17 protein-coding genes and 1 tRNA gene are annotated in these 20,446 nt (G+C 64.3%); 4 read left to right on the top strand and 14 right to left on the bottom strand.

Annotated elements, in window-relative coordinates:
- The first annotated feature begins 5 nt into the window (after positions 1-5).
- Positions 6-1,160 (top strand): tRNA epoxyqueuosine(34) reductase QueG, encoded by a 1,155-nt coding sequence (gene queG / locus LC062_RS15850; RefSeq protein WP_224912011.1) that lies wholly within the window; start codon positions 6-8, stop codon positions 1,158-1,160.
- Here queG and LC062_RS15845 read toward each other — a convergent pair.
- The 13 genes from LC062_RS15845 to LC062_RS15785 form a co-directional block, all read right to left on the bottom strand.
- The gene (locus LC062_RS15845) at positions 1,150-1,659 is read right to left on the bottom strand and encodes an RNA pyrophosphohydrolase (protein WP_224912010.1); all 510 of its coding nucleotides are present in this window, start codon (positions 1,657-1,659) and stop codon (positions 1,150-1,152) included. The two genes, queG and LC062_RS15845, sit on opposite strands and share 11 nt — an antisense overlap.
- Before the next feature lie 61 nt (positions 1,660-1,720).
- Entirely contained in the window at positions 1,721-2,899 is a 1,179-nt protein-coding gene (locus LC062_RS15840; protein ID WP_224912009.1) for a divergent polysaccharide deacetylase family protein, read from the bottom strand.
- A gap of 121 nt (positions 2,900-3,020) precedes the next feature.
- The gene (locus tag LC062_RS15835; protein ID WP_224912008.1) at positions 3,021-4,358 is read right to left on the bottom strand and encodes a S41 family peptidase; all 1,338 of its coding nucleotides are present in this window, start codon (positions 4,356-4,358) and stop codon (positions 3,021-3,023) included.
- On the bottom strand, positions 4,355-5,701 hold the full coding sequence (locus LC062_RS15830; protein WP_224912007.1) for a murein hydrolase activator EnvC family protein: 1,347 nt from the start codon (positions 5,699-5,701) through the stop codon (positions 4,355-4,357). Before LC062_RS15830 ends, LC062_RS15835 begins: the two co-directional genes overlap by 4 nt.
- Positions 5,702-6,302: 601 nt before the next feature.
- Positions 6,303-6,785: a 23S rRNA (pseudouridine(1915)-N(3))-methyltransferase RlmH gene (gene rlmH / locus LC062_RS15825; RefSeq protein ID WP_224912006.1), complete on the bottom strand. Its 483-nt coding sequence runs from the start codon at positions 6,783-6,785 to the stop codon at positions 6,303-6,305.
- 203 nt (positions 6,786-6,988) lie between these two features.
- The gene (gene rsfS, locus LC062_RS15820) at positions 6,989-7,363 is read right to left on the bottom strand and encodes a ribosome silencing factor (protein WP_224912005.1); all 375 of its coding nucleotides are present in this window, start codon (positions 7,361-7,363) and stop codon (positions 6,989-6,991) included.
- Between the two features lie 453 nt (positions 7,364-7,816).
- Positions 7,817-8,479, bottom strand: coding sequence for a nicotinate-nucleotide adenylyltransferase (locus tag LC062_RS15815; RefSeq protein ID WP_224912004.1), 663 nt, complete (start codon positions 8,477-8,479; stop codon positions 7,817-7,819).
- A 46-nt stretch (positions 8,480-8,525) separates the two neighbouring features.
- On the bottom strand, positions 8,526-9,812 hold the full coding sequence (locus LC062_RS15810; RefSeq protein ID WP_224912003.1) for a glutamate-5-semialdehyde dehydrogenase: 1,287 nt from the start codon (positions 9,810-9,812) through the stop codon (positions 8,526-8,528).
- A gap of 39 nt (positions 9,813-9,851) precedes the next feature.
- The gene (gene proB, locus LC062_RS15805; RefSeq protein WP_224912002.1) at positions 9,852-11,054 is read right to left on the bottom strand and encodes a glutamate 5-kinase; all 1,203 of its coding nucleotides are present in this window, start codon (positions 11,052-11,054) and stop codon (positions 9,852-9,854) included.
- Positions 11,055-11,064: 10 nt separating this feature from the next.
- Positions 11,065-12,108 carry a GTPase ObgE gene (gene obgE / locus LC062_RS15800; protein WP_224912001.1) on the bottom strand — a complete coding sequence of 348 codons (1,044 nt, stop codon included), beginning with the start codon at positions 12,106-12,108 and terminating at the stop codon, positions 11,065-11,067.
- Between the two features lie 221 nt (positions 12,109-12,329).
- On the bottom strand, positions 12,330-12,983 hold the full coding sequence (locus LC062_RS15795; RefSeq protein WP_224912000.1) for a GNAT family N-acetyltransferase: 654 nt from the start codon (positions 12,981-12,983) through the stop codon (positions 12,330-12,332).
- 86 nt (positions 12,984-13,069) lie between these two features.
- Entirely contained in the window at positions 13,070-13,339 is a 270-nt protein-coding gene (rpmA, locus tag LC062_RS15790; RefSeq protein ID WP_224911999.1) for a 50S ribosomal protein L27, read from the bottom strand.
- A 50-nt stretch (positions 13,340-13,389) separates the two neighbouring features.
- Complete coding sequence (locus tag LC062_RS15785) at positions 13,390-14,007, bottom strand: 50S ribosomal protein L21 (protein ID WP_224911998.1); 618 nt, start codon at positions 14,005-14,007, stop codon at positions 13,390-13,392.
- A 463-nt stretch (positions 14,008-14,470) separates the two neighbouring features.
- On the opposite strand from LC062_RS15785, the gene LC062_RS15780 reads away from it, so the two are divergent.
- Positions 14,471-14,560 (top strand) — tRNA-Ser (locus LC062_RS15780).
- Positions 14,561-14,867: 307 nt separating this feature from the next.
- Here the strand turns inward: LC062_RS15780 and LC062_RS15775 are convergent.
- Complete coding sequence (locus tag LC062_RS15775; RefSeq protein ID WP_224911997.1) at positions 14,868-16,643, bottom strand: GmrSD restriction endonuclease domain-containing protein; 1,776 nt, start codon at positions 16,641-16,643, stop codon at positions 14,868-14,870.
- Between the two features lie 574 nt (positions 16,644-17,217).
- On the opposite strand from LC062_RS15775, the gene LC062_RS15770 reads away from it, so the two are divergent.
- A complete protein-coding gene (locus LC062_RS15770) occupies positions 17,218-18,201 on the top strand; it encodes a hypothetical protein (RefSeq protein WP_224911996.1) in 984 nt (327 codons plus the stop codon).
- 27 nt (positions 18,202-18,228) lie between these two features.
- A complete protein-coding gene (locus LC062_RS15765) occupies positions 18,229-20,016 on the top strand; it encodes a VWA domain-containing protein (RefSeq protein ID WP_224911995.1) in 1,788 nt (595 codons plus the stop codon).
- Positions 20,017-20,446: the final 430 nt, after the last annotated feature.

The raw sequence follows: 20,446 nt of genomic DNA, 5'->3' as shown, positions 1-20,446 counted from the left end.
GCACGGTGCGCGGCGAGAAACTGAAACGGGCGCTGGTGGAAAAGGCCCACGCCCTCGGGTTCGACGACTGCCGGGTGACCACGGCCGATGCCCTTGAGGGGATCGGTACCGGTGATCGGCTTGCCCGCTTCCTGAGCGATGGCCATCACGGCTCCATGGCGTGGATGGACGAGACGGCCGAACGCCGGGCCGATCCGCGCGGCCTCTGGCCCGAGGTGCGCAGCGTCATTTCGCTCGGGCTGTCCTATGGACCCGAGGTCGATCCGCGGGTGACCCTCGACCAGCCCGACCGGGCGACGATCTCGGTCTATGCCCGCAACCGCGACTATCACGACATCATGAAAGGGCGGCTGAAGGAGCTGGCGCAGCATCTGCTCGCCCGGGCGCGGCGGATGGAGGTGGAAGGCGAGGTCAAGGTGTTCGTCGACACCGCGCCGGTGATGGAAAAGCCGCTGGCAGAGGCCGCCGGCATCGGCTGGCAGGGCAAGCATACCAATCTGGTCTCGCGCCGGCTGGGCTCCTGGCTGTTCCTGGCTGAGATCTTCACCACGCTGGACCTGCCGCCGGATGCGCGCGAGAGCGATCATTGCGGCTCCTGCCGCGCCTGTCTCGATGCCTGTCCGACGAAGGCGTTTCCCGCGCCCTACCGGCTCGATGCGCGCCGCTGCATTTCCTATCTGACCATCGAGAACAAGGGGCCGATCCCGCACGATTTCCGCGCTGCCATCGGCAACCGCATCTATGGCTGCGACGATTGTCTCGCCGCTTGCCCCTGGAACAAGTTCGCCAGCGTCGCGCGGGAGGCGAAGCTGCGGGCGCGGGAGGACCTTCTGGCGCCGCGCCTGGCGGAGCTCCTGACGCTGGACGACGGCGCGTTCCGGCAGATGTTTTCCGGCTCGCCGGTCAAGCGCATCGGCCGCGACCGGTTCCTGCGCAACTGTCTGGTGGCTGCTGGCAATTCCGGCGATCCGGCGCTGGTGGCGGCGGTGGTGCGGCTGCTCGACGATCCGGCGCCAGTGGTGCGCGGCATGGCGATCTGGGCCGCGGCGCGCTTGCTGTCGGACGCGGAGTTCAGGCGCCTGATGCAAGATCGGGCCGCCGGCGAGGACGATGCCTCCGTGCGCGAGGAGTGGAACGCGGCCCGCCGTTTCAGACGGTGAAAGGCGCGAAAGCCTGGACGATCTGTTCGTAGACCTTGCGCTTGAACGGTATCACCAGCTCCGGCAACTCCGCCGCCCGGCTCCAGCGCCAGTTGCAGAACTCTGCCTTGTGGTCGTCCGGCGGCGCCAGGATGTTGATCTCGTCTTCCGCGCCATCGAAGCGAAAGGCGAACCATTTCTGCGTCTGGCCGCGATACCGGCCGCGACGGCTCGCCTGGATGATCTCAGGCGAATAATCATAGGCATACCAGCCGGGGGCCTCGGCGATCAGGCTGACAGACCGGATGGAGGTTTCCTCGTAGAGCTCCCGCCTGGCGGCAGCCAGCGGGGTTTCGCCGGTGTCGATCCCCCCTTGCGGCATCTGCCAGGCATGGGCCTTGTCGGCCCCGCCGGACGGATCGCGCTTGCCGATCCAGACAAGGCCGGCCGGATTGATCAGCATGACGCCGACGCAGGGACGGTAGGGCAGGGCGGTGTCTGGCATTGCGGTATCAGGCATTCCGGGGGGCTCCGGCGTGGATGGGCAGACGGTCGAAGGCAAGGGTGCGGGGGAGACGCGCCTACCGGGAAGTTCGGTCGATGGAGGCGCTGATCGGAACCAGTTGCAGGCCACGCTCCTCCAGGTCCTTCGACCAGGCCGACAGCTGTTCGATGGTAACCGGCAGGGCGCTGGCGACGCCGACCGCGACCCCTTGTGCGCGGGCGGTGCCTTCTAGCTGCAACAGCCGGGCGGTGATCTCCGCCGGCCGCGGCACATCGTCGATCACCAGATCGGCCTGGGAAAAGGGGGTGCGCAGGCCCTTGGCGATGGCCTCCGCCTTGCTGCGCGAGGAGGAGCCGTCGTCTGTGTACATCAGGCCTCGCTCGGTGATGCCTTCAAGCAGCATCGCCAGCGAGGTGTCTGTGGCGCTGAATCTTGCGCCCATGTAGTTCATCACGCCGACGTAATTGGTCATGCGGCTGAGCAGCCAGGACAGCCGCTCGTTGAGCTGTTTGGTGTTATGGCTGACCAGCAGGGTGTGTGGGCCGGGATCGTTGTCGGGATAGTCGAATGGCTCCATCGGCAATTGCAGCAGGATCTCGTGGCCGTCGCGGCGGGCATGCTGCATCCAACGGTCGAGACTGGCGCCATAGGGAGCGAAACCAAGGGTCACGTCGGCCGGGAGCCGCTCGATGGCCGCCTGGGTGCTGGTCTGCGATAGGCCGAGGCCACCGACGATGATCGCGATCTTGGGAACGGCGGTGTAGGTCTGGCTTGCCGGGCGGGCGTAGATGTCGAGTGGCCGGAGCCCGCCATCGGAGACCTTGGGCATCGGGCCATGCGGGCCGGGCTCGATCAGCCGGGCGTCGGGGCGGAACGACAACCCGCCGACGCCGGAGACCGCGACCTTGGCCGGATGCGGACCGTTCTCGGTCTCGGTGGGTGGTTTGGGCTCGAAGCGGGGGCCGAGCGGTTCGTTCGTCTCGCCTGGGCTTCCGGTGCCGTTCTGGCCCTTGTTTTCGAGCGATGGCCGAATCTCGACAACGCCGAAATCGCGGGAAGACAGGCCGTCCACCGACCGTTCCAGCGGAACGGTGGCCATCGGCTCACCGCCAAGCGGGTCTTCCACCACGCCGATCCACACAAGCGCGGTGGTCACGAGAACCGTGGCCAGCCCCGCGCCGATCAGGCCAAGAGGGAGATTGAGGTATCTACGTTTGCCGAGCCCCAGCGGTGCCGACAGGTCATTGCCCGCCATGATCCCTCTTTGTCGCGTTTCACGGGAGGCTGGTCCGGCCGCTCCCTATCGGCCGGTTTCCCGGATGTCCTGGGCTGTCATGTCCAAGGCCGCGCCCCGGCGGGTGCGGCCTTGGAGGATATCAGTTGGGAACGCCGGCTTTCTTGTCGCCGACCGGCGGGAAGGCGCTGTTCGCCTGAACCCCGTTCAGAAGGTCGAGCGCCAGCTTGAGCTGCGAATCGTCCTTGGGGTCCGGCGGCACGTAGGCCTGGCTGCCCGAGCCCTGTTCGTCCTCTTCCTCACCCTTGAGATGGCCGCGCAGGCCCGCTTCGCCTTTGGTGTCCACCTTGCCGCGCAGCTCTTCGGGAAGAACCTGCAGAGCCTCGATGTCCGGGTTGATGCCCTTGGCCTGGATCGAGACACCCGAGGGGGTGAAATAGCGCGCCGTGGTCAGCCGGATGGCACCATTGGCCCCGAGCGGCACGATGGTCTGCACCGATCCCTTGCCGAAGGAGCGGGTGCCGAGGATGGTCGCCCGGCGGTGATCCTGCAGCGCGCCGGCGACGATCTCGGAGGCCGAGGCCGAGCCGCCGTTGATCAGCACGATCACCGGGTAATCGCCGATGAGGTCGCCGGAGCGGGCGTTGTAGCGCTGGGTCTCGTCGCTGTTGCGGCCCCGGGTGGAAACGATCTCGCCGCGGTCGAGGAAGGCATCGGACACGGCGATGGCCTGGTCCAGAAGCCCGCCCGGGTTGTTGCGCAGGTCGAGGATGAAGCCCTTCAGCTTGTCCTTGCCGATCTCCGTCGTCAGCGTGTCGATGCTGTCCTTCAGCCCGTCGAAGGTCTGTTCGTTGAACTGGGTGATGCGGATATAGCCCACATCGCCCTCGACCCGGTTACGCACCGAGCGGATGCGGATGATGTCGCGGGTGATCTTGATGGTGATCGGCTCGGCTGCGCCTTCGCGGCGCACGACGATCTCGATATCGGTGTTGACCGGGCCGCGCATCTTTTCCACCGCCTCGGACAGCGTCAGGCCCTGCACCTGCTCGCCATCGAGATGGGTGATCAGGTCGCCGGCCATCACGCCCGCCTTGAAGGCCGGGGTGTCGTCGATCGGCGTCACCACCTTGACCAGCCCGTCCTCCATGGTCACCTCGATGCCGAGGCCGCCGAATTCGCCGCGCGTCTGCACTTGCATGTCGCGGAAATGCTTCGGCGACATGTAGCTGGAATGCGGGTCGAGCGAGCTGAGCATGCCGTTGATGGCCGATTCGACCAGCGCCGCATCGTCGGGAACCTCGACATAGTCCGAGCGGATCCGCTCGAAGACGTCGCCGAAGAGATTCAGCTGGCGATAGGTGTCAGAGGCGGCCGCGTTGGCGACGCCGCTGACACGGACCGGCATCTGCGACAGGGCTATGACGGATGCGCCGCCAATCAGCGCGCCGCACAGCAACAGGGAAGCTTTCCGAATCATCCGCGAACCTTTTCGTCTTCGGGTCGGCTCCACCAGGGGGAAGAGTCGATCGAAATGCCGTCTTTCCTAAATTCTACATAGAGCACCGGCTGCGGTGCAGAAAGGTCGATCGTCGCGGCACTGGCGATCCGTGTATCGCCCATCGCCGCCACTGGCTCGCCGGCCAGCACGAATTGCCCCTGCTGCACCCGGATCCGGTCCATCCCGGCAAGGAGGATATGATATCCATCCCCGGCGTTGAGGATCAAGACCTCGCCATAGGAGCGGAAGGGGCCGGCATAGACCACCCAACCATCCGCCGGTGACACCACCTGGGCCCGGGCCCGGGTGGCGATCGAACGGCCCTGGCTGCGTCCGCCGAAGCCGTCATCGGCACCGAAATCGCGCAGCAGCGTGCCCGATACCGGTGCGGTGAGCCGTCCCTTGGCCGAAGCAAAGGCCATGGCCGGGGCAAGCCGCCCCGGATCCTTGAACGGATCCTGATCGCGGGTCTTGCCGCTCGCCCGGGCGAGAGCCGCCTTGCGGGCCGCCTCTGCCGCCTCGCGCGCGCTGACGATCTCGTTTTCCAGGCTGGAGATCAGGTCTTCCAGGGATTTCGCCTTTTGGGCCAGTTCTTCCGAGCGCGCCTGCTCCTGCTCGAGTTCGGCCTGGCTGCGTTCCTGCTCGCGCCGCTTCGAGGCGACCAGAAGCTCGACCCGGTGCCGCTCTTCGTTGAGCCGGCCCGTATCGGCCACCAGCCGGTCCCGCTCGGCGGCGCTCGACAGTTTCAGTTTACGCAGCTCGGCCAGGTCGCTGGCAAGCGCCTGCGCCTCGATATGCAGATCCGGCATCACCGCATTGAGCAACAGCGCACTGCGCACCGCGCCAAGCGCATCCTTGGGGCGTACCGCGAGCGCCGGCGGCGGCCGCTGCCCGATCCGCTGCAGGGCGGAGAGCACTTCGGCGAGCACATCCTGTCGGTCAGCCAAAGAAGCGCGCACGGCGTCCTCGTTTTCCCCCAGTCGGCGCAACCGGCTTTCGGTCGCCGCCAACTGCTCTTCCAGCTGCGTCACCCGTTGGGCGGTTCGCAGCAGATCCGTATTCAAAGCCTGTCTGTCCCGGTCGATCGCGCGGATCTCCCGGGCGATCGCTGCCTGCCGGTCGGCCGACAACGACAGGTCGCGCGTCAGCGCGGACAGCTCTTCTTCCCGTTGGGCTTTTCGATCCGCGAGTGGATCCTTGCCCCCCTTCATCTCTTGCGCGGCGCTTGCCTTCCCGCTTGTTGCGGCGTCTTTCGCCGCTCTGGCGGAAGTGCCATCCGCATCGGTCCGGGCCGGTTCCTGCTCCACCGCCTGGGCGGGCATGGGCCCGTTTGCGGGCCCGAACACGGACGTAAGACAAACGGCTGCCAGCGCGAACCATGTTCGCTTCACTCTTGGCAATCCCCTGCGACTTGCCGCTCGGTCTCTCCGGCAGGACATCTTTAGGAAAGGTCCGGCGGAGGCGGGCTTGTTTCATGGACAAAAGTCTGCCCGATGGACGTTAACGAAACGTCAACCCTAACGAGTGGTTAAGCCTCCCCCCTGCTGCCTCAGCGTCAAGCGCTACCTGAGAAATTGGGCGGAAAACGGGCAATCCGCCTTGCCTCATCGTTTTCCCCAGACGCGAGCGCCGTGCGGAGGAGCTTGCGCGGTTCCCTAGGGTCTGGACTCATAAATGAGGCTGATATGGCATGGGAAATGGCAAGAGACTGCGAGGAAGGGCGTGCGGAGCGGGCTTGTTGTCCGGTCAAACGCGCTGACGACGCAAGGTGAAGCCATTTCCATGTCCTGAAGGATTTGACCGGATTGCGCCTGCTCATGCGTCGCGAAAGGCTTGAAAATGAACCACATTTCCTGCGCTTCCGCTCCTCGATCAGGAGCAATCCGTCTCAAACCATTTCGACCTCATTTATGAGTCCAGACCCTAGGTGCGGTGGTACGGGTGGCCGCTGAGAATGGTGATGGCCCGGTAGACCTGTTCGCAGATCAGCACCCGGGCGATCTGATGTGGCCAGGTCATCGGGCCAAGCGCAAGGGACATGCGTGAGGCCTGCAATAGCGCCTCGCCATGGCCGTCCGGTCCGCCGATGACAAGGGCGAGATCGGAGGAGCCGGTGTCCTTGTGCTGTTCCAGCATCTGCGCGAACCGCTCGCTGGTCATGGTCTTGCCGCCCTCGTCGAGGGCGACGATCACGGCGCCGGCGGGCAGGGCGGCGAGCAGTGCCTCGGCCTCGGCGGCCTTGCGGTCCTCGGCGCGCGGGGCCCGCGCCTCCGGCAATTCGATCACCGGCGACAGGGTAAGCCCGAGCGCCCGGCCGGCCTTGCGCGCGCGATCGGCGTAGCGGTCGAACAGGTCGCGTTCAGGGCCGGATTTCAGGCGGCCGATGCAGGCAAGATGAACGCGCATGTCTTGGGCAACCGGTTGGTGTCTGGAAGGAAATGGGCCATCCGCAACGCCGCGCATGGACGCGGGCCATGGGCGGAGGCATCAAGGCGGGCGCCTGTCGGCGACCCTTGCCCGAAAGGGGGAAGGGAGCGCGCCCATCCCCTTCGCCGGCCCGGATTGGCCGGCGCTATGCGCCGCGTGGCAGGTTCAGGCCTCGGCCTGCGTCAGTGCCCCGGTGCGGAGACGTCGACCGACCACATCTTCTCGATGTTGTAGAAGTCGCGCACCTCTGGCCGGAAGATGTGGATGATCACATCGCCCGCGTCGATCAGCACCCAGTCACACTGCGGTACCCCCTCGACCCGCGCAGTCCCGTGGCCAGCCTCCTTGATGTCGCGCAGCAGGTGGTCGGCAATGGCACCCACGTGCCGGTGCGACCGCCCGGAGGCAACGACAACCTGGTCGGCCATCGAGGATTTTCCGGTGATGTCGATGGAAACGATGTCCTCGGCCTTCGAATCGGCGAGCGAGGCGAGAACGGTGTCGTGCAACCCCACACGCTTCTGCGTGCCGGCTGCGACGGGATGAGGAGCGGTCATGGCCGTCCCCTCGGTCTCAAAGGTCATGCTCAGACGGATTGCCTTTCGTCCAGTTTGCATTGATGGGCTGTGACGCCATCCGGAATTCTGTCCAGATAGCCATGCCCGACCCGGCACATCCGGGAAGGCGACTGCGGTTATCCTCCCAGAGCGCTGCCGTAGGGTGTAGACCCATAAATGAGGTGATATGGCATGGGAAATGGCGAACCTTCCGCGAGAAAGTGTGCGCAGAGCGGGCTTTTTGCCCGGTCAAGCGCGCTGACGACGCGGGGTGAAGCCATTTCCATGTCCTTCGGATTTGACCGGATTGCACCTGCTCTCACGTCGCGAAAGACTTGAAAATGAACCACATTTCCTGTGCTTTCGCTCCTTGATCAGAAGCAGTCCGCCTCAAACCATTTCGACCTCATTTATGGGTCTACACCCTAGGATACGCTGGGGATAGGGGCCTTTTCAAGGCATGGTCGCGGATCGGCGCGGGTTCTCCCGGCCCGGACGGTCACGCAAGGCCGTGGAAGAGGTGGAATCGAGCGGCGTGTGCAGGAATGTCCAGGCGGGCGGCGGGCGCGAGGCAAGCGACGCGGCGCAGGCCTCATCCACCCGTGCGGCGGCGAAGGCATGCGCCGCTGGCGCCGACAGCGGCGACAAGGTGGCGCCGGGCCGGTCGACGATTGCCACCGGCAGGCGTTGCATGATGTCGCGCCAATCCTGCCAGCGGTGGAAGCCCGCCAGGTTGTCCGCGCCCATGATCCAGACGAAGCTGAGACGCGGACGCAGGCGGATCAGCCGATCGATGGTGCGGGCGCTGTAGCTGGTGGGGAACCGCGCCTCCAGCGCCGTGACGCGCATGGCCGGATGATCGGCAAAACGGGCAACGTGATCGAGCCGTTCGGAAAGCGGCGCCAGGTTCGCGTGATCCTTCAAGGGGTTGCCTGGCGTCACCATCCACCAGACCTGGTTCAGCCCGAGCCGTTTCAGGGCCACCTCCGCCACCAGCCGATGGCCGGAATGCGGCGGGTTGAACGAGCCGCCGAACAGACCGATCCGATTGCCGGGCTCCGCATGGGGAATGCGCAGCCTCGGATCGGACCAGGGAAGGTCGAGCGAACCCGTCATGCGGTCCGCAAGGCGGGCGGGCAGGGGCGGGGCAGAGCGGCCATCGTCAGGGACGGACCTGTCCCGTGCCGCGCACCCGGTACTTGAAGCTGGTGAGCTGTTCCACGCCAACCGGCCCGCGCGCATGCATCCGCCCGGTGGCGATGCCGATTTCCGCGCCCATGCCGAATTCCCCGCCATCGGCGAACTGAGTCGAGGCATTGTGGGTCAGAATCGCCGAATCGACCGCGTTGAAGAACGCCTCCGCCGCCGCCGGATCATCGGTGATGATGCCGTCGGTGTGATGGGAGCTATAGGTTTCGATGTGCTCGATGGCGGCATTAAGGTCGTCGACGATGCGGATCGACAGCACCGCGTCGAGATACTCGGTCCGCCAGTCCTGCTCCACGGCGGGCTTTGCTTCGGGGATGGCGGCGCAAACCTCGGCATCGCCCCGAAGCTCGCAGCCCTTGGCGATGAGCGCTTCACAGATCGGCGCCAGATGGGTCGCGGCGACCGCCCGGTCCACCAGCAGGGTTTCCAGCGCGCCGCAGATGCCGGTGCGCCGCATCTTGGCATTGGTGACGACGCTGACGGCCATGTCCAGATCGGCGCTGCGGTCGACGATCAGATGACACAGGCCCTCCAGATGAGCAAAGACCGGCACCCGGGCTTCGCTCTGCACCCGGGCGACCAGGCTCTTGCCGCCGCGCGGCACGATCACATCGATCTTTCCGTCGAGCCCCTTGAGCATCTCGCCGACAGCGGCACGGTCGGTCACCGGCACCACCTGAATGGCGTCGGCGGGCAGACCCGCTGCCTCCAGCCCCCGGGTCAGCGCCCGGTGCAGGGCGAGGTTGGAGCGGATCGTATCCGAGCCGCCGCGCAGGATCACCGCATTGCCGGCTTTCAGGCACAGGGCGCCGGCATCGACCGTGACATTCGGACGGCTTTCGTAGATCACGCCGATCACGCCGAGCGGCGTGCGCACCCGTTCGATCCTGAGGCCATTGGGCCGGTCCCAGGCACTGATGACGGCGCCGACAGGATCCTCCAGCGCGGCGATGGCCTCAAGCCCGGCGGCAATGGCCTCGATCCGCTCGCCCGTCAGCGTGCCCCGATCGAGATAGGCGGCGGTCTGGCCGCCCTCGGTCATCGCCTTGATGTCCTCGGCATTGGCCGCAAGGATTTCGGCCTGTCCGGCGCGGACTTCCGCTGCCATGGCATGCAGGGCTGCGTTCTTGCGTTCCGCCGGCGCCATGGCGATCTGCCGTGCTGCCGCGCGTGCCCGCGCGCCCATGTCCCGCATCAGATCGGCGATGTCAGTCTTGCCCGTGGTTGCCAGCTCAAGCATGGTCCGTCTTCCTCTTGGCAGGGAAAGCCTGCGTCTCGCTCAAAGTTGGTTGGCGCTGCCCGTCTGGCCAGTGGCCTCCGGCAGCGCCTGGGCCGTCGGTTCGCCCGTATGCCCGCTCAGGACGAGATCGTCCCTGTGTACCATTTCCGCGCGTCCCGCATAACCGAGAATCGCGGAGATCTCGCGGCTGTTCCGCCCGATGATCCGCTGCGCGTCCGGGTGGTCATAGGCCACGAGGCCACGGCCGATGTCGCGGCCATCGGGGCCAAGCAGACGCACCGCGTCGCCCCGGCTGAATGCGCCGGTCACCGCCCGCACGCCCGCCGGCAGCAGGCTCTTGCCGGCGATCACCGCCCGGATCGCCCCGGCATCGAGCTGCAACGTGCCGCGCGGTTCCAGATGCCCGCCGATCCAGGCCTTGCGGGCGCTGGCGGGGGTGGAGCGGGCCTCGAACCAGGTGGCCCGTCCGCCCGCCTCGATGGCCGCCAGCGGGTTGAGCCGCGTGCCGCTGGCGATCGCCATGACGGTGCCGGCCGCAGTGGCGATCTTCGCCGCGTCGATCTTGGTGCGCATGCCGCCGCGTGACAGCTCCGAGCCGGCGGCGCCGGCCATGGCCTCGATTTCCGCCGTGATGCGCGGTACGCGCGGCAGGAACTCGGCCGTCGGGTCGGAGGCCGGCGGCGCGGTGTAGAGCCCGTCCACATCGGACAGGAGCACCAGACAATCGGCGCTGGCCATGGTCGCGACCCGGGCGGCAAGCCGGTCATTGTCGCCGTAGCGGATTTCCGAGGTGGCCACCGTGTCGTTTTCGTTGACGATCGGCACCGCCCCCAGCCGCAACAGGGTTTCCAGCGTGGCGCGGGCGTTGAGATAGCGCCGGCGCTCTTCCGTGTCGCCGAGCGTCAGCAGGATCTGGCCGGCGGTCAGGCCGCGTCCGCCAAGGGCTTCGGCATAGGCGTGGCCGAGGGCCACCTGACCGACCGAAGCGGCGGCCTGCGCCTGCTCCAGCTTCAGGGCGCCGCGCGGCAGGCCGAGCACGCCGCGCCCGAGCGCGATCGCCCCGGAGGAGACGACGATCACCTCCGCGCCCCGTTCGGAGAGCGCCGCAAGGTCGGCGCACAGGGCGTCCAGCCAGGCACGTTTCAACGCGCCGCGCTCCACCAGCAGGGCGGAGCCGATCTTGACGACAATGCGTTTGTAGCGGGAAAGCGGCCCGCCATCCTGTTCGCGCGTTTCGCTCATGTCACCGGTCTCACGGATGCCAGGGCTCGTCCGGCACCTGGGGCACCTGGCTTGCCTCGACTTCGCGGTCCTTGTCGATGGCGCGGATCAGCATGCGCAGCGTCCGGTCGACATTCTCGCCGCTGGTCGAGGACAGCTGCAACGGCGGCTGGCCGCAGGCCGCTTCCAGCTCGGCTGCCTTCTCGGCGCGGATCTCGTCGCTGAGCGCGTCGACCTTGGTCAGCGCCACCACCTCCGGCTTTTCGGCAAGGCCATGGCCATAGGCTTCCAGCTCGCCGCGCACCACCCGATAGGCCTCCCCGGGGTCCTCCTGGGTGCCATCGACCAGATGCAGCAGGGTGCGGGTGCGCTCCACATGTCCCAGGAACCGGTCGCCGAGGCCGATCCCGTCATGGGCGCCTTCGATCAGGCCGGGGATGTCCGCAAGCACGAAGCCGCGCCCGTCGATCTCCACCACGCCGAGGTTGGGGTGTAGCGTGGTGAAGGGATAGTCGGCGATCTTCGGCCGCGCGGCGGAGACCGCCGCGAGCAGGGTCGACTTGCCCGCGTTCGGCATGCCGACGAGCCCCACATCGGCAATCAGCTTCAGCCGCAGCCAGATCCACTTTTCCTCGCCCTGAAGGCCCGGATTGGCATGGCGCGGCGCCTGGTTGGTGGAGGATTTGAAATGGGCGTTGCCGAACCCGCCATTGCCGCCTTTGAGGAGCAGCAGGCGCTGGCCGGGCTCGGTGAGATCGGCGATGACCGTCTCATTGTCCTCTTCCAGGATCTCGGTGCCGACCGGGACCTTGAGCACCACATCGTCGCCCTTGCCGCCGGAGCGGTTGCGTCCCATGCCGTGCATTCCGGTCTTGGCCTTGAAATGCTGGTGGAAACGGTAGTCGATCAGCGTGTTCAGCCCCTCGACGCATTCCACGAAGACATCGCCGCCGCGTCCGCCGTCGCCGCCGTCCGGACCGCCATACTCGATGTATTTTTCGCGCCGGAAGGAGACCGAGCCGGCGCCGCCGTCGCCCGAGCGCACGTAGATCTTCGCCTGATCGAGAAATTTCATGAACTGGTCTGCTTTCTGTCTGCGCGTTCAGGCCGATGTAACAGGTGGAAACATCATGTGGTCAAGGCAAGGGCCGGAGGCGGCGCCGCGCCGGTGATCGGGAGCGCGGGCCGCGAAGCCTCAGCCAATACCCGATCCCCGGCGTTCCCGGCAAGGTTTGAAACCGGACGCCGCCTGATTTGACGGCGCGAACGGTCATGCCGCCCGGCTCGTTTCCCGCCTCAGGACACCTTGCCCCACCGCTTCAGGGCAAGCCAGGTGCTCCGGTCGAGGCCGAACCTGTCGACAGCGACCGGGCCGCCGGCGCCGCGCGAATGGATCATGCCCTGGTCGAGCAGGTGGAAGCCGCATTTCATCAGCACCCGGCGCGAGGCCGGATTGGTCACCCGTGCCGCGCCGGTCAGGCGGGTTGCGCCGGTGCTGCAGAAGATGAAATCGACCACCGACTGGGCCGCCTCGGTCGCCAGCCCCTGGCCCCAGAACGGTTCGCCGAGCCAGTAGCCCAGATGGATCGACCCGTCCTCTTCCGACCGCTGGAAGCTGGCGGCGCCGATGAACCGGCCGGTCGACTTCATGCGGATCGCGAACTTGGCGCGATCGCGGGTGGCTGCCGCTGCCCGGGCAACCAGCGCCCGGCCGTCGTCGAGGGTGAAGGGTGAGGGCATGGTCGCCACCATGGTGGCAACCTTGCGGTTGTTGGCAAGGGTAACAATGTCGGCAAGGTCATCGCTGCGCGGCAGGTCGAGCCGGAGCCTTGCGGTCTCCTGCGGCGCGCCGGCAGCGCAGAAACTTTCCTCGTCGAGACTTTCTTCCAGATCGGCAACCATGATGTCCTCCGGCAATTCGGCAAAGAAAAAGGGGAGATGGTGCCCCATCTCCCCTGATCCTTCGCGATCGTGCCGGTTTTCCTCAAACCGCCGGGTCGATGAGACGCCGGCGAGTCAGTAGGGACACGTCGGCTTTACTCTGCTGCGTCTACGAGTGGCGTTACGGTGATAAACGTGCGCTTGTTGGCCTTGTTCTCGAAGGTCACGGTGCCCTCGATGGTGGCGAAGATCGTGTGATCCTTGCCCATGCCAACACCCGTGCCCGGATGCCACTTGGTGCCGCGCTGACGCGCGATGATATTGCCCGGCACGACGATCTCGCCGCCGTACTTCTTGATACCGAGACGGCGACCCGCGGAATCGCGACCGTTACGGGACGAACCACCTGCTTTTTTATGTGCCATGACGAAACTCCTCGTCCGTAATCTTCAATCGGCGTCGACGGGGTGGCGAATTACTTCGCCGCCAGCTCCGTCGCCTGCTCAACCCAGTTGTCGCGCTCGATGCGGCCCTTGAAGGACAGGGCGTCGTCGACGCGGGCGATGTCGTCAGCGCTGAAGGCAGCGACCTGCGCATAGGTGGTGATACCCAGCGCGTTCAGCTTCTTCTCCAGCACGGGGCCGACGCCGGAGATCTTCTTCAGATCGTCGGCCGGGCCTTCCGGCGCGGTGAACAGCACCGGCAGCGCGTCGGAGGCTTCCGCCGCCTTTGCGGTGTCTTCGCTCTTCGCGGCCTTCTTCTTGGCGGCCGGCTTGGCGCCACCGGTCAGGATATCGGTGATCTTGACCAGGGTGAAGCTCTGACGGTGGCCGTTGCGGCGGCGCGAATTCTGGCGGCGACGCTTCTTGAAGATGATGATCTTGCGGGTACGGGCCTGCTCGACCACCTCACCGACGACGCTGGCGCCGTCGACCGTCGGCGCGCCGATCATGGTCTCGGTCTCGCCGCCGACCATCAGCACGTCTGCGAAGGTCACGGTCTCGCCGGCATCCGCGGGGAGCTTCTCGATCTTCACCAAATCGTCCTGGGCGACGCGGTACTGCTTGCCGCCCGTCTTGATCACTGCGAACATGTCTCGCACGTCCTTCTTTTCATTTTTGCAATCGGCGCGCCCCGTCTTGGGTCGGCCGGCTTGTCACGCACCCTTTGGCGTTCCTGCGAGGCGCTGTCCGTAAAAGGAAAAGCACCGGCCGGAAACTTTGCGAAAGACGCAGCCGATGCCGGGAGATCCGGTGTCGGAAACGCGCCCTGCCGTCGCCGGAGGCCATGGCGAAGTGCCATTGAGCTGACTGGCATGTGACGGCGAAAAGCCTGGGGCAACGAAAAAGGGGACACGAAGGTCCCACTCGAAGCACGCGGACTATACGTATCGGCAGGGCAAAGTCAATGCTTGTGCACGGAAGATCCATGGGCGGAAAAGTCCGTCCGTGCGCGCTCATGTGCAAAGGCGGTGAATTTCCAAAATCGGCCCTTGTGCCCCGCGTCGCACTTCGCTATGTAGCGATCCACCGCGAGGCCACGAGCCGCGCGGTCGCGGAGAGGTGCCGGAGTGGTTGAACGGGGCGGTCTCGAAAACCGTTGAGCGCGCAAGCGTTCCGAGGGTTCGAATCCCTCTCTCTCCGCCATAATCCCCCGATTGCTCCTCCCACTATTGCCATAGTGCGATATTGCCGCCGATCCCCACACGCCACCAGTTGGCGTGACGAGCTGCCAATCCCGCGCTTTAGCCTGATACTCCTGAAAACTGGAGATGGCCACGTTCGGCCCATAGCAGCCTTTCACACCTCTAGTGGATGCTGCTGCACAGTCTCCCGAGCCCGGTCATTCGCGGAGTGGGCAACATGCGTATACTTTTGCGCCGGCAGCCCCTATATGCGTCTCTGACCGCAGATATGTCGAGGGCGGGGCCGGTACCCCGCCCAATACAAAGCCCTATTGAAATCGCGAGTTCAACGCGACTACATCCTTTGGGGTGGATACGCGAGTATTATTGGAACCATCACGACGATAGAGTTCATCGCCAAGGTAAGTAAGATCTTTCTGAGGAGGGATTGAGATTACCAACACCCCCAAATCAAAATAGCTATTGAAATCAATATGAGCCAGCGCCGCGCCTTTCGTGTGCTCGGAAATGTTTGAACTCTTAATGTGGTTGACTACAATTTGAACGTAGTCCTCCATCGACTTGCCGAGCCTCTTGGCCTCCCTGCAGACTCCTACAACAGTTCTCTTCCCAATAACCTTTCCTGCAACCCCGTCTATTTCTGAGGCTCTCTTGATGTCGGCTTCTTTGTCTGCCACGCCAATCAAAATCTTTCCCGCCGAATTCGGGCCATTGTTAGCGATTGCGCAGATGGTCCGCAGAATCTTGTCGAGCATCGCGGCAGGGTCCTTCGCCCCTGCCTCAAGTGGAAGAAGTCCCTGCTTTAATTCGTAGTGAGCAAGCTCTATTTCCGAACGCCGGATGTCTCCATCAATATCAACGATCTTATGGTTGCTAAAAATCAGTTTCGCGAGATCGGGGTCATCAACGAAAAATTTAGAAATTACGCCCTTTACCACGTCAATATTCGTCCGACGCTCTGCTCGGTTAGAGCCCTTTTGGCCAACTGGGATTCGCTTGTTAATGCCTTTTAGGGAAGCCTTCAGCCCAGAATAGTCGGAAATCTTCTTTCCTTGGCTGACGCCGCACTCGAAGATCGCTAAGAAGATCGCGGTGAAGACAGACGGGAAGGCGTTAGTCGTCTTCGGTTCAAACAATAGGTCGCGTAGCTTGGTTGCGCCACCTTCCGCGCAAATCTTCGTGATCTCCCCCAAGACGAATTTGAACTCTTCCGAAATCTTTTCGGAACCGTAAAGGTCCAGCGCTGTTTCAATTCTGGTGTATTCAGCGCTTGAAGCATCGTACACGGCATCGAGTGCTGCTTTAGAGCGATCAATCAAGTCCTGCCCGATTATGCAGGCAACAGTGTCAGCGATACACTGTTCATCCTCGCTGTCTCGAAGGTCTGTTGATCTAAGAACACCCTGTGCAACCCAAAACACCTCGTCGGCTCGGACTTCATATCCATGCCTTGTCTTTGGGAGATCAATGCTGATGGAGGGCATTTCATAAAGAAAAAGGCGATCGGACGAAGCATCCCCCCTCACGCTGCAAGCTAAACTCCGAACAAGCTCGGCAAACTTGCTCTGAACTCCTGCTTGGCGGCGCTCTTGGTCGCTCAAGCGATGGCCATAAGTGTTAATTCTGTCAAAAACCTCATTGACCTCTGTGTTGGAAGCCTTCCGCAGAATTGATAACGATACTTGGTAGTTTAGAAGGGTTGAACAAGCGCCTGTGTCGAGAACATTTCCCTCGCTCTTATCCGAAAACACTCCATGTTCCGAAATGTCTTTGGCGGTCGGGAAGTAATTCAAGTCAAAATAGCGTCCATCTGAGATTGGGTATGAGGTTTCAATGAATGACAGGATTGCATGCATTCTTTGAAGGCCGTCGATAATCTCGAAGTTTTCTTTTGGACCTTCGATCTCGGAGAGCAAGATGGCGGGTATCGGGTATTTTGATAGTATGGAGTCAAGGAGTTTTTGTTTTTCTTCGAGAGTCCACACCAGCTTTCGCTGATACCGTCGATTCACGATCAACTTATTGTCACGGAACCATGTGTAGAGTGTTTGAACAGGCACCGCCTGAGAATGGAGTTCCGCCATTGGTATCCTCTTGTCAAATTACGCGGCACTAATCTTGAAAATATTTGCGCTAAGAGCAAGCTATAATCGGCTGAAGAACAGCAATCTCTTCCTTCGGAGAGGCCGCAATCCGGCCCTGGTCACCTCAAGCAGTAGGTTTGCGATCAGCCGCAGAGCTGCCGCTTGTTTTGGCGAGTCGGGGGGCTACCTTGTACGCACACCGGACCTCGGTGCAGATTGCAACGAACGTCTGCTCCCCGCCCATAGCTACTCGCTCTCGCCTCAAGTTCAGAGGCCTATAGCGTATGTCGGGCCCCGTTTCGCCGTCTTCGGTCCGCCATGATCGCTATAGCGAAAACGAGACAAGGCTCCCGTTGGGGGCCTTTTTCTTTTTGCGTCATAGGCGCCGGGCCGGATTCCCGTCCCTGAATGAGCCTCCCTTTGCACGATCCTCCCTGTGGCATCCCTTGGCCTGCGCGGGCAGCGGGTGACGGCAGCGGAACGCGGGCCATCATGCCGGTACCTGTTCAAACGAATGGGGCGGCGTCATGCACGCCCCGGTAGCTTGCGGCTCTCGACTGACGGAGACGCGGGTATGTGGGATTTCAGCATTGGCGGCGCACTGGGGATGATGGTGCGGACCACGCCGTTCATCATCTTCCGAATGGCGGTCTATTTCGGTATCGCCCTTGGGTACATTCTGGTCACCGGGACCGGAGTGGGCATCGGCTACGGCATCGGCGGGTTTGGCGACGAGGAGTTTCGCGCAACCTCGACCTTCTGGGGTGGTGCCGTCGGCTTTGGCCTGTTCGGCGCGGTCATGTACTGGGTCCGCGAGTATATCCTTTATGTCGTCAAGGCCGGGCACGTGGCGGTGCTGGTCCAGCTTATCGACGGCAAGCCGATGCCCGGGGGACGAGGGCAGATCACCCACGCGGCGGCGGTTGTGAAGGAGCGCTTTGCCCAGACCAACGTGCTCTTCGCTCTCGACCAGTTGGTCAAGGGGGTGATCGGTGCGATCACCGGCCTTGTTCGGGGCATCCTGACGATCCTGCCCATCCCCGGCGCCCAGCAGCTGGCGGGGATCCTCCATGCCTTCCTGCGCATCGCGGTCGGCTTCATCGATGAAGTGATCCTCGCCCATGCCATCCGCACCCAGTCCACCAATGCGTGGGGGTCGGCGAAGGACGCGCTCGTCCTTTACGGGCAGAACTACAAGGTGATGCTGAAGAATGCGGCCTGGCTGGCGATCATCGTCTATGGCCTCGGCTTCATCGTTTTCCTTGTCATGTTGGCTCCCGCCGCGCTGGTCGTCTACCTCATGCCGGGCGCCTGGGCGGCAGGCGGGATCGTGTTCGCGCTGCTCTTCGCCTGGGCGGTCAAGGCGGCGCTGCTGGAGCCCTTCGCCATCGCCTGCCTGATGCAGGTCTATTTCAAGACGATCGAGGGTCAGGAGCCCGATCCCGAATGGGATGCGCGCCTTGAGCAGATGTCGGCCAAATTTCGAAAACTGAAGGCGCGTGCCTTGGGCGGTGACCGCCAGCAGGGCGCGGACACGGGTGATCTGCGCCCGGCCTGAGCGCGGCGTGACCGGAAGGAAGAGACGATGCAGCTTTTCAAACCCGCCGTGCTGGCGATTGCCACCCTCGGCGCCACCGCCGCTCTCACGGCCGCTGACACCACCGCCGCGCGCGCGACGGAGGACGTGATGGTCGTCTACGACGCCTCCGGCTCGATGTGGGGGCAGATCGATGGTGTCTCCAAGATCGAGATTGCCCGGGAGGTGTTGGGCGACCTCATCGCGACCTGGCCTGAAAAGGCCAATGTGGGGCTGATGGCCTACGGGCACCGCCGCGAAGCGGATTGCACCGATATCGAGACGCTGATCGCGCCCGTCCCGCTGGACCGGTCCGCTTTTGTCGCGGCAATCGGCGGGATCAAGCCGCGCGGGCGCACGCCGCTCACGGACGCCATCCGGCAGGCGGCCGAGCAGCTCTCCTATCGCGACACGCGGGCCACCGTGATCCTCATTTCCGATGGGTTGGAGACCTGCCAGGCCGACCCTTGCGCTTTGTCGGCGGAACTGGCGCGGCAGGGGGTGAAATTTACCGCCCATGTGGTCGGCTTCGACCTGACCGAGGAAGAACATGCCGGTCTTGCCTGCATCGCGGAAAACACCGGCGGGGTGTTCGTGCCCGCGAAGGATGCCGCCGGGCTCAAGAAGGCCCTGTCGCATGTGCAGGATGTCATGGACCTGAAGCCGGTGGCGCAGGAAGAGGCAAAGGCCGAGCCTGAGCTGCCCCATCTTGACGATCCCGATATCGCGCTTGAGGCGCCGGCGCAGGTGACGGCCGGTGCCCGCTTCGACGTTGCCTGGTCTTCTTCCATTTCCCCGCAGGACTATCTGGCCATCGTTGTCCCCGACGCGAAAGAGGGCGCCTACATCAACTATCTGATTGTGGAAGATCAGAAGAAGGGCGGGCTGATGGCCCCGGCGAAGCCTGGGCTTTACGAAGTGCGCTATGTGCTGAACGACGGCAATCGCACGCTGAACGCGGTCCCGGTGGAGGTCGTGGCGGCCGAAATCGGCATCACCGCGCCGGCGCAGGTGACAGCAGGCGCCCGCTTCAACGTGTCGTGGTCTTCGGTCGTGCATCCGCGGGACTATCTGGCCATCGCCCCCGCCGGGGCGAAAGAGGGCACCTACATCAACTACCTGACCGTGGACGGCGCCACCGAAGGCGGTCTGGTCGCGCCCGCCGAGCCGGGGCTTTACGAGGTGCGTTATGTGCTGCAGGAGGACAATCACACGGTGACCTCGGTTCCGGTGGAGGTCGTGGAGGCCGAAATGGGCATCTCGGCACCGGCGCAGGTGACCGCCGGTGCCCGCTTCAACGTCTCGTGGTCTTCCGTCGTGCACCCGCAGGACTACGTGGCCATCGCCTCCGCCGGGGCGGAAGAGGGGGCGTACGTCAACTACCTGACCGTGGACGGCGCCACCGAAGGCGGTCTGGTGGCGCCTGCCGAGCCGGGGCTGTACGAGGTGCGCTATGTGCTGCAGGAGGACAATCACACGCTGACGTCGACCCCGCTGGAGGTCGTAGACGCGAAGGTCAGTCTGACCGGACCGGATGTCGCCTCAGCGAAGGCCCCGGTGCGGATCAGCTGGTCCGTGTCCATCCACCCGCAGGACTATATCACCATCGTGCCGGCCGGGGCGGATGAGGGAGCGTATCAGGATTACTTCCGGGTCGAGGACAACCGTCAGGACGAACTGGCGGCTCCGGCCGAGCCCGGTCTCTATGAGATCAGGTATGTCCTGCAGCAGGGCAACCGCACGGTTGCCAGACAGGCGTTGAAGGTTGTGGACGCGGCTGCGCCGGTGATGGAGTGACATTCGAACTGACCATGCCGGACGAGCCCGGCCGCCGCGAGGTCCGGTATCTCGATGTCGGCGGACGGGCTGTTCTTGGCCGCGCCATCGTGGAGGTTCGCTGACCATGCCCGGGACCTGATGGCCTCTTCGGCTCGCGGCTGCGATGCAGACCGGAGCGGGGACGTTTGTGGCATTGCGGTCATGGCGAGTGGCGACATCCTTTCGGATCATCGTCACTCGTCGGGAGCTGTGTCCTTCAGGCGCTCTTTTGCGGGGTGTTTAACCCTGGAGTTTTCTGGTGATGCTTGGGCGTACACATCCCCAAGCGCTCAAGCGGGACGGCGCCCTGCCCGGCTGTCCCTCCTGCCGGAAGGTGCTCCACGGGCCGCCATCGTCTCAAAAGGGCGATGGCACCACCTTCCCGGGCCATGGGTTGACGCCGTCGCGC

The organism is Stappia indica, assembly GCF_020177335.1.
In the GTDB taxonomy this organism is placed as follows: domain Bacteria; phylum Pseudomonadota; class Alphaproteobacteria; order Rhizobiales; family Stappiaceae; genus Stappia; species Stappia indica_B.
Note: the sequence above shows the minus strand (reverse complement) of the source record. Positions and strands in the feature narration are given on the sequence as shown.

Coding starts and splice junctions, on each gene's coding strand:
- LC062_RS15845 (WP_224912010.1), bottom strand. CDS start 1,659: ATGCCTGATACCGCAATGCCAGACACCGCCCTGCCCTACCGTCCCTGC.
- LC062_RS15840 (WP_224912009.1), bottom strand. CDS start 2,899: ATGGCGGGCAATGACCTGTCGGCACCGCTGGGGCTCGGCAAACGTAGA.
- LC062_RS15835 (WP_224912008.1), bottom strand. CDS start 4,358: ATGATTCGGAAAGCTTCCCTGTTGCTGTGCGGCGCGCTGATTGGCGGC.
- LC062_RS15830 (WP_224912007.1), bottom strand. CDS start 5,701: ATGCCCGCCCAGGCGGTGGAGCAGGAACCGGCCCGGACCGATGCGGAT.
- rlmH (WP_224912006.1), bottom strand. CDS start 6,785: ATGCGCGTTCATCTTGCCTGCATCGGCCGCCTGAAATCCGGCCCTGAA.
- rsfS (WP_224912005.1), bottom strand. CDS start 7,363: ATGACCGCTCCTCATCCCGTCGCAGCCGGCACGCAGAAGCGTGTGGGG.
- LC062_RS15815 (WP_224912004.1), bottom strand. CDS start 8,479: ATGACGGGTTCGCTCGACCTTCCCTGGTCCGATCCGAGGCTGCGCATT.
- LC062_RS15810 (WP_224912003.1), bottom strand. CDS start 9,812: ATGCTTGAGCTGGCAACCACGGGCAAGACTGACATCGCCGATCTGATG.
- proB (WP_224912002.1), bottom strand. CDS start 11,054: ATGAGCGAAACGCGCGAACAGGATGGCGGGCCGCTTTCCCGCTACAAA.
- obgE (WP_224912001.1), bottom strand. CDS start 12,108: ATGAAATTTCTCGATCAGGCGAAGATCTACGTGCGCTCGGGCGACGGC.
- LC062_RS15795 (WP_224912000.1), bottom strand. CDS start 12,983: ATGGGGCACCATCTCCCCTTTTTCTTTGCCGAATTGCCGGAGGACATC.
- rpmA (WP_224911999.1), bottom strand. CDS start 13,339: ATGGCACATAAAAAAGCAGGTGGTTCGTCCCGTAACGGTCGCGATTCC.
- LC062_RS15785 (WP_224911998.1), bottom strand. CDS start 14,007: ATGTTCGCAGTGATCAAGACGGGCGGCAAGCAGTACCGCGTCGCCCAG.
- LC062_RS15775 (WP_224911997.1), bottom strand. CDS start 16,643: ATGGCGGAACTCCATTCTCAGGCGGTGCCTGTTCAAACACTCTACACA.
- LC062_RS15770 (WP_224911996.1), top strand. CDS start 17,218: ATGTGGGATTTCAGCATTGGCGGCGCACTGGGGATGATGGTGCGGACC.
- LC062_RS15765 (WP_224911995.1), top strand. CDS start 18,229: ATGCAGCTTTTCAAACCCGCCGTGCTGGCGATTGCCACCCTCGGCGCC.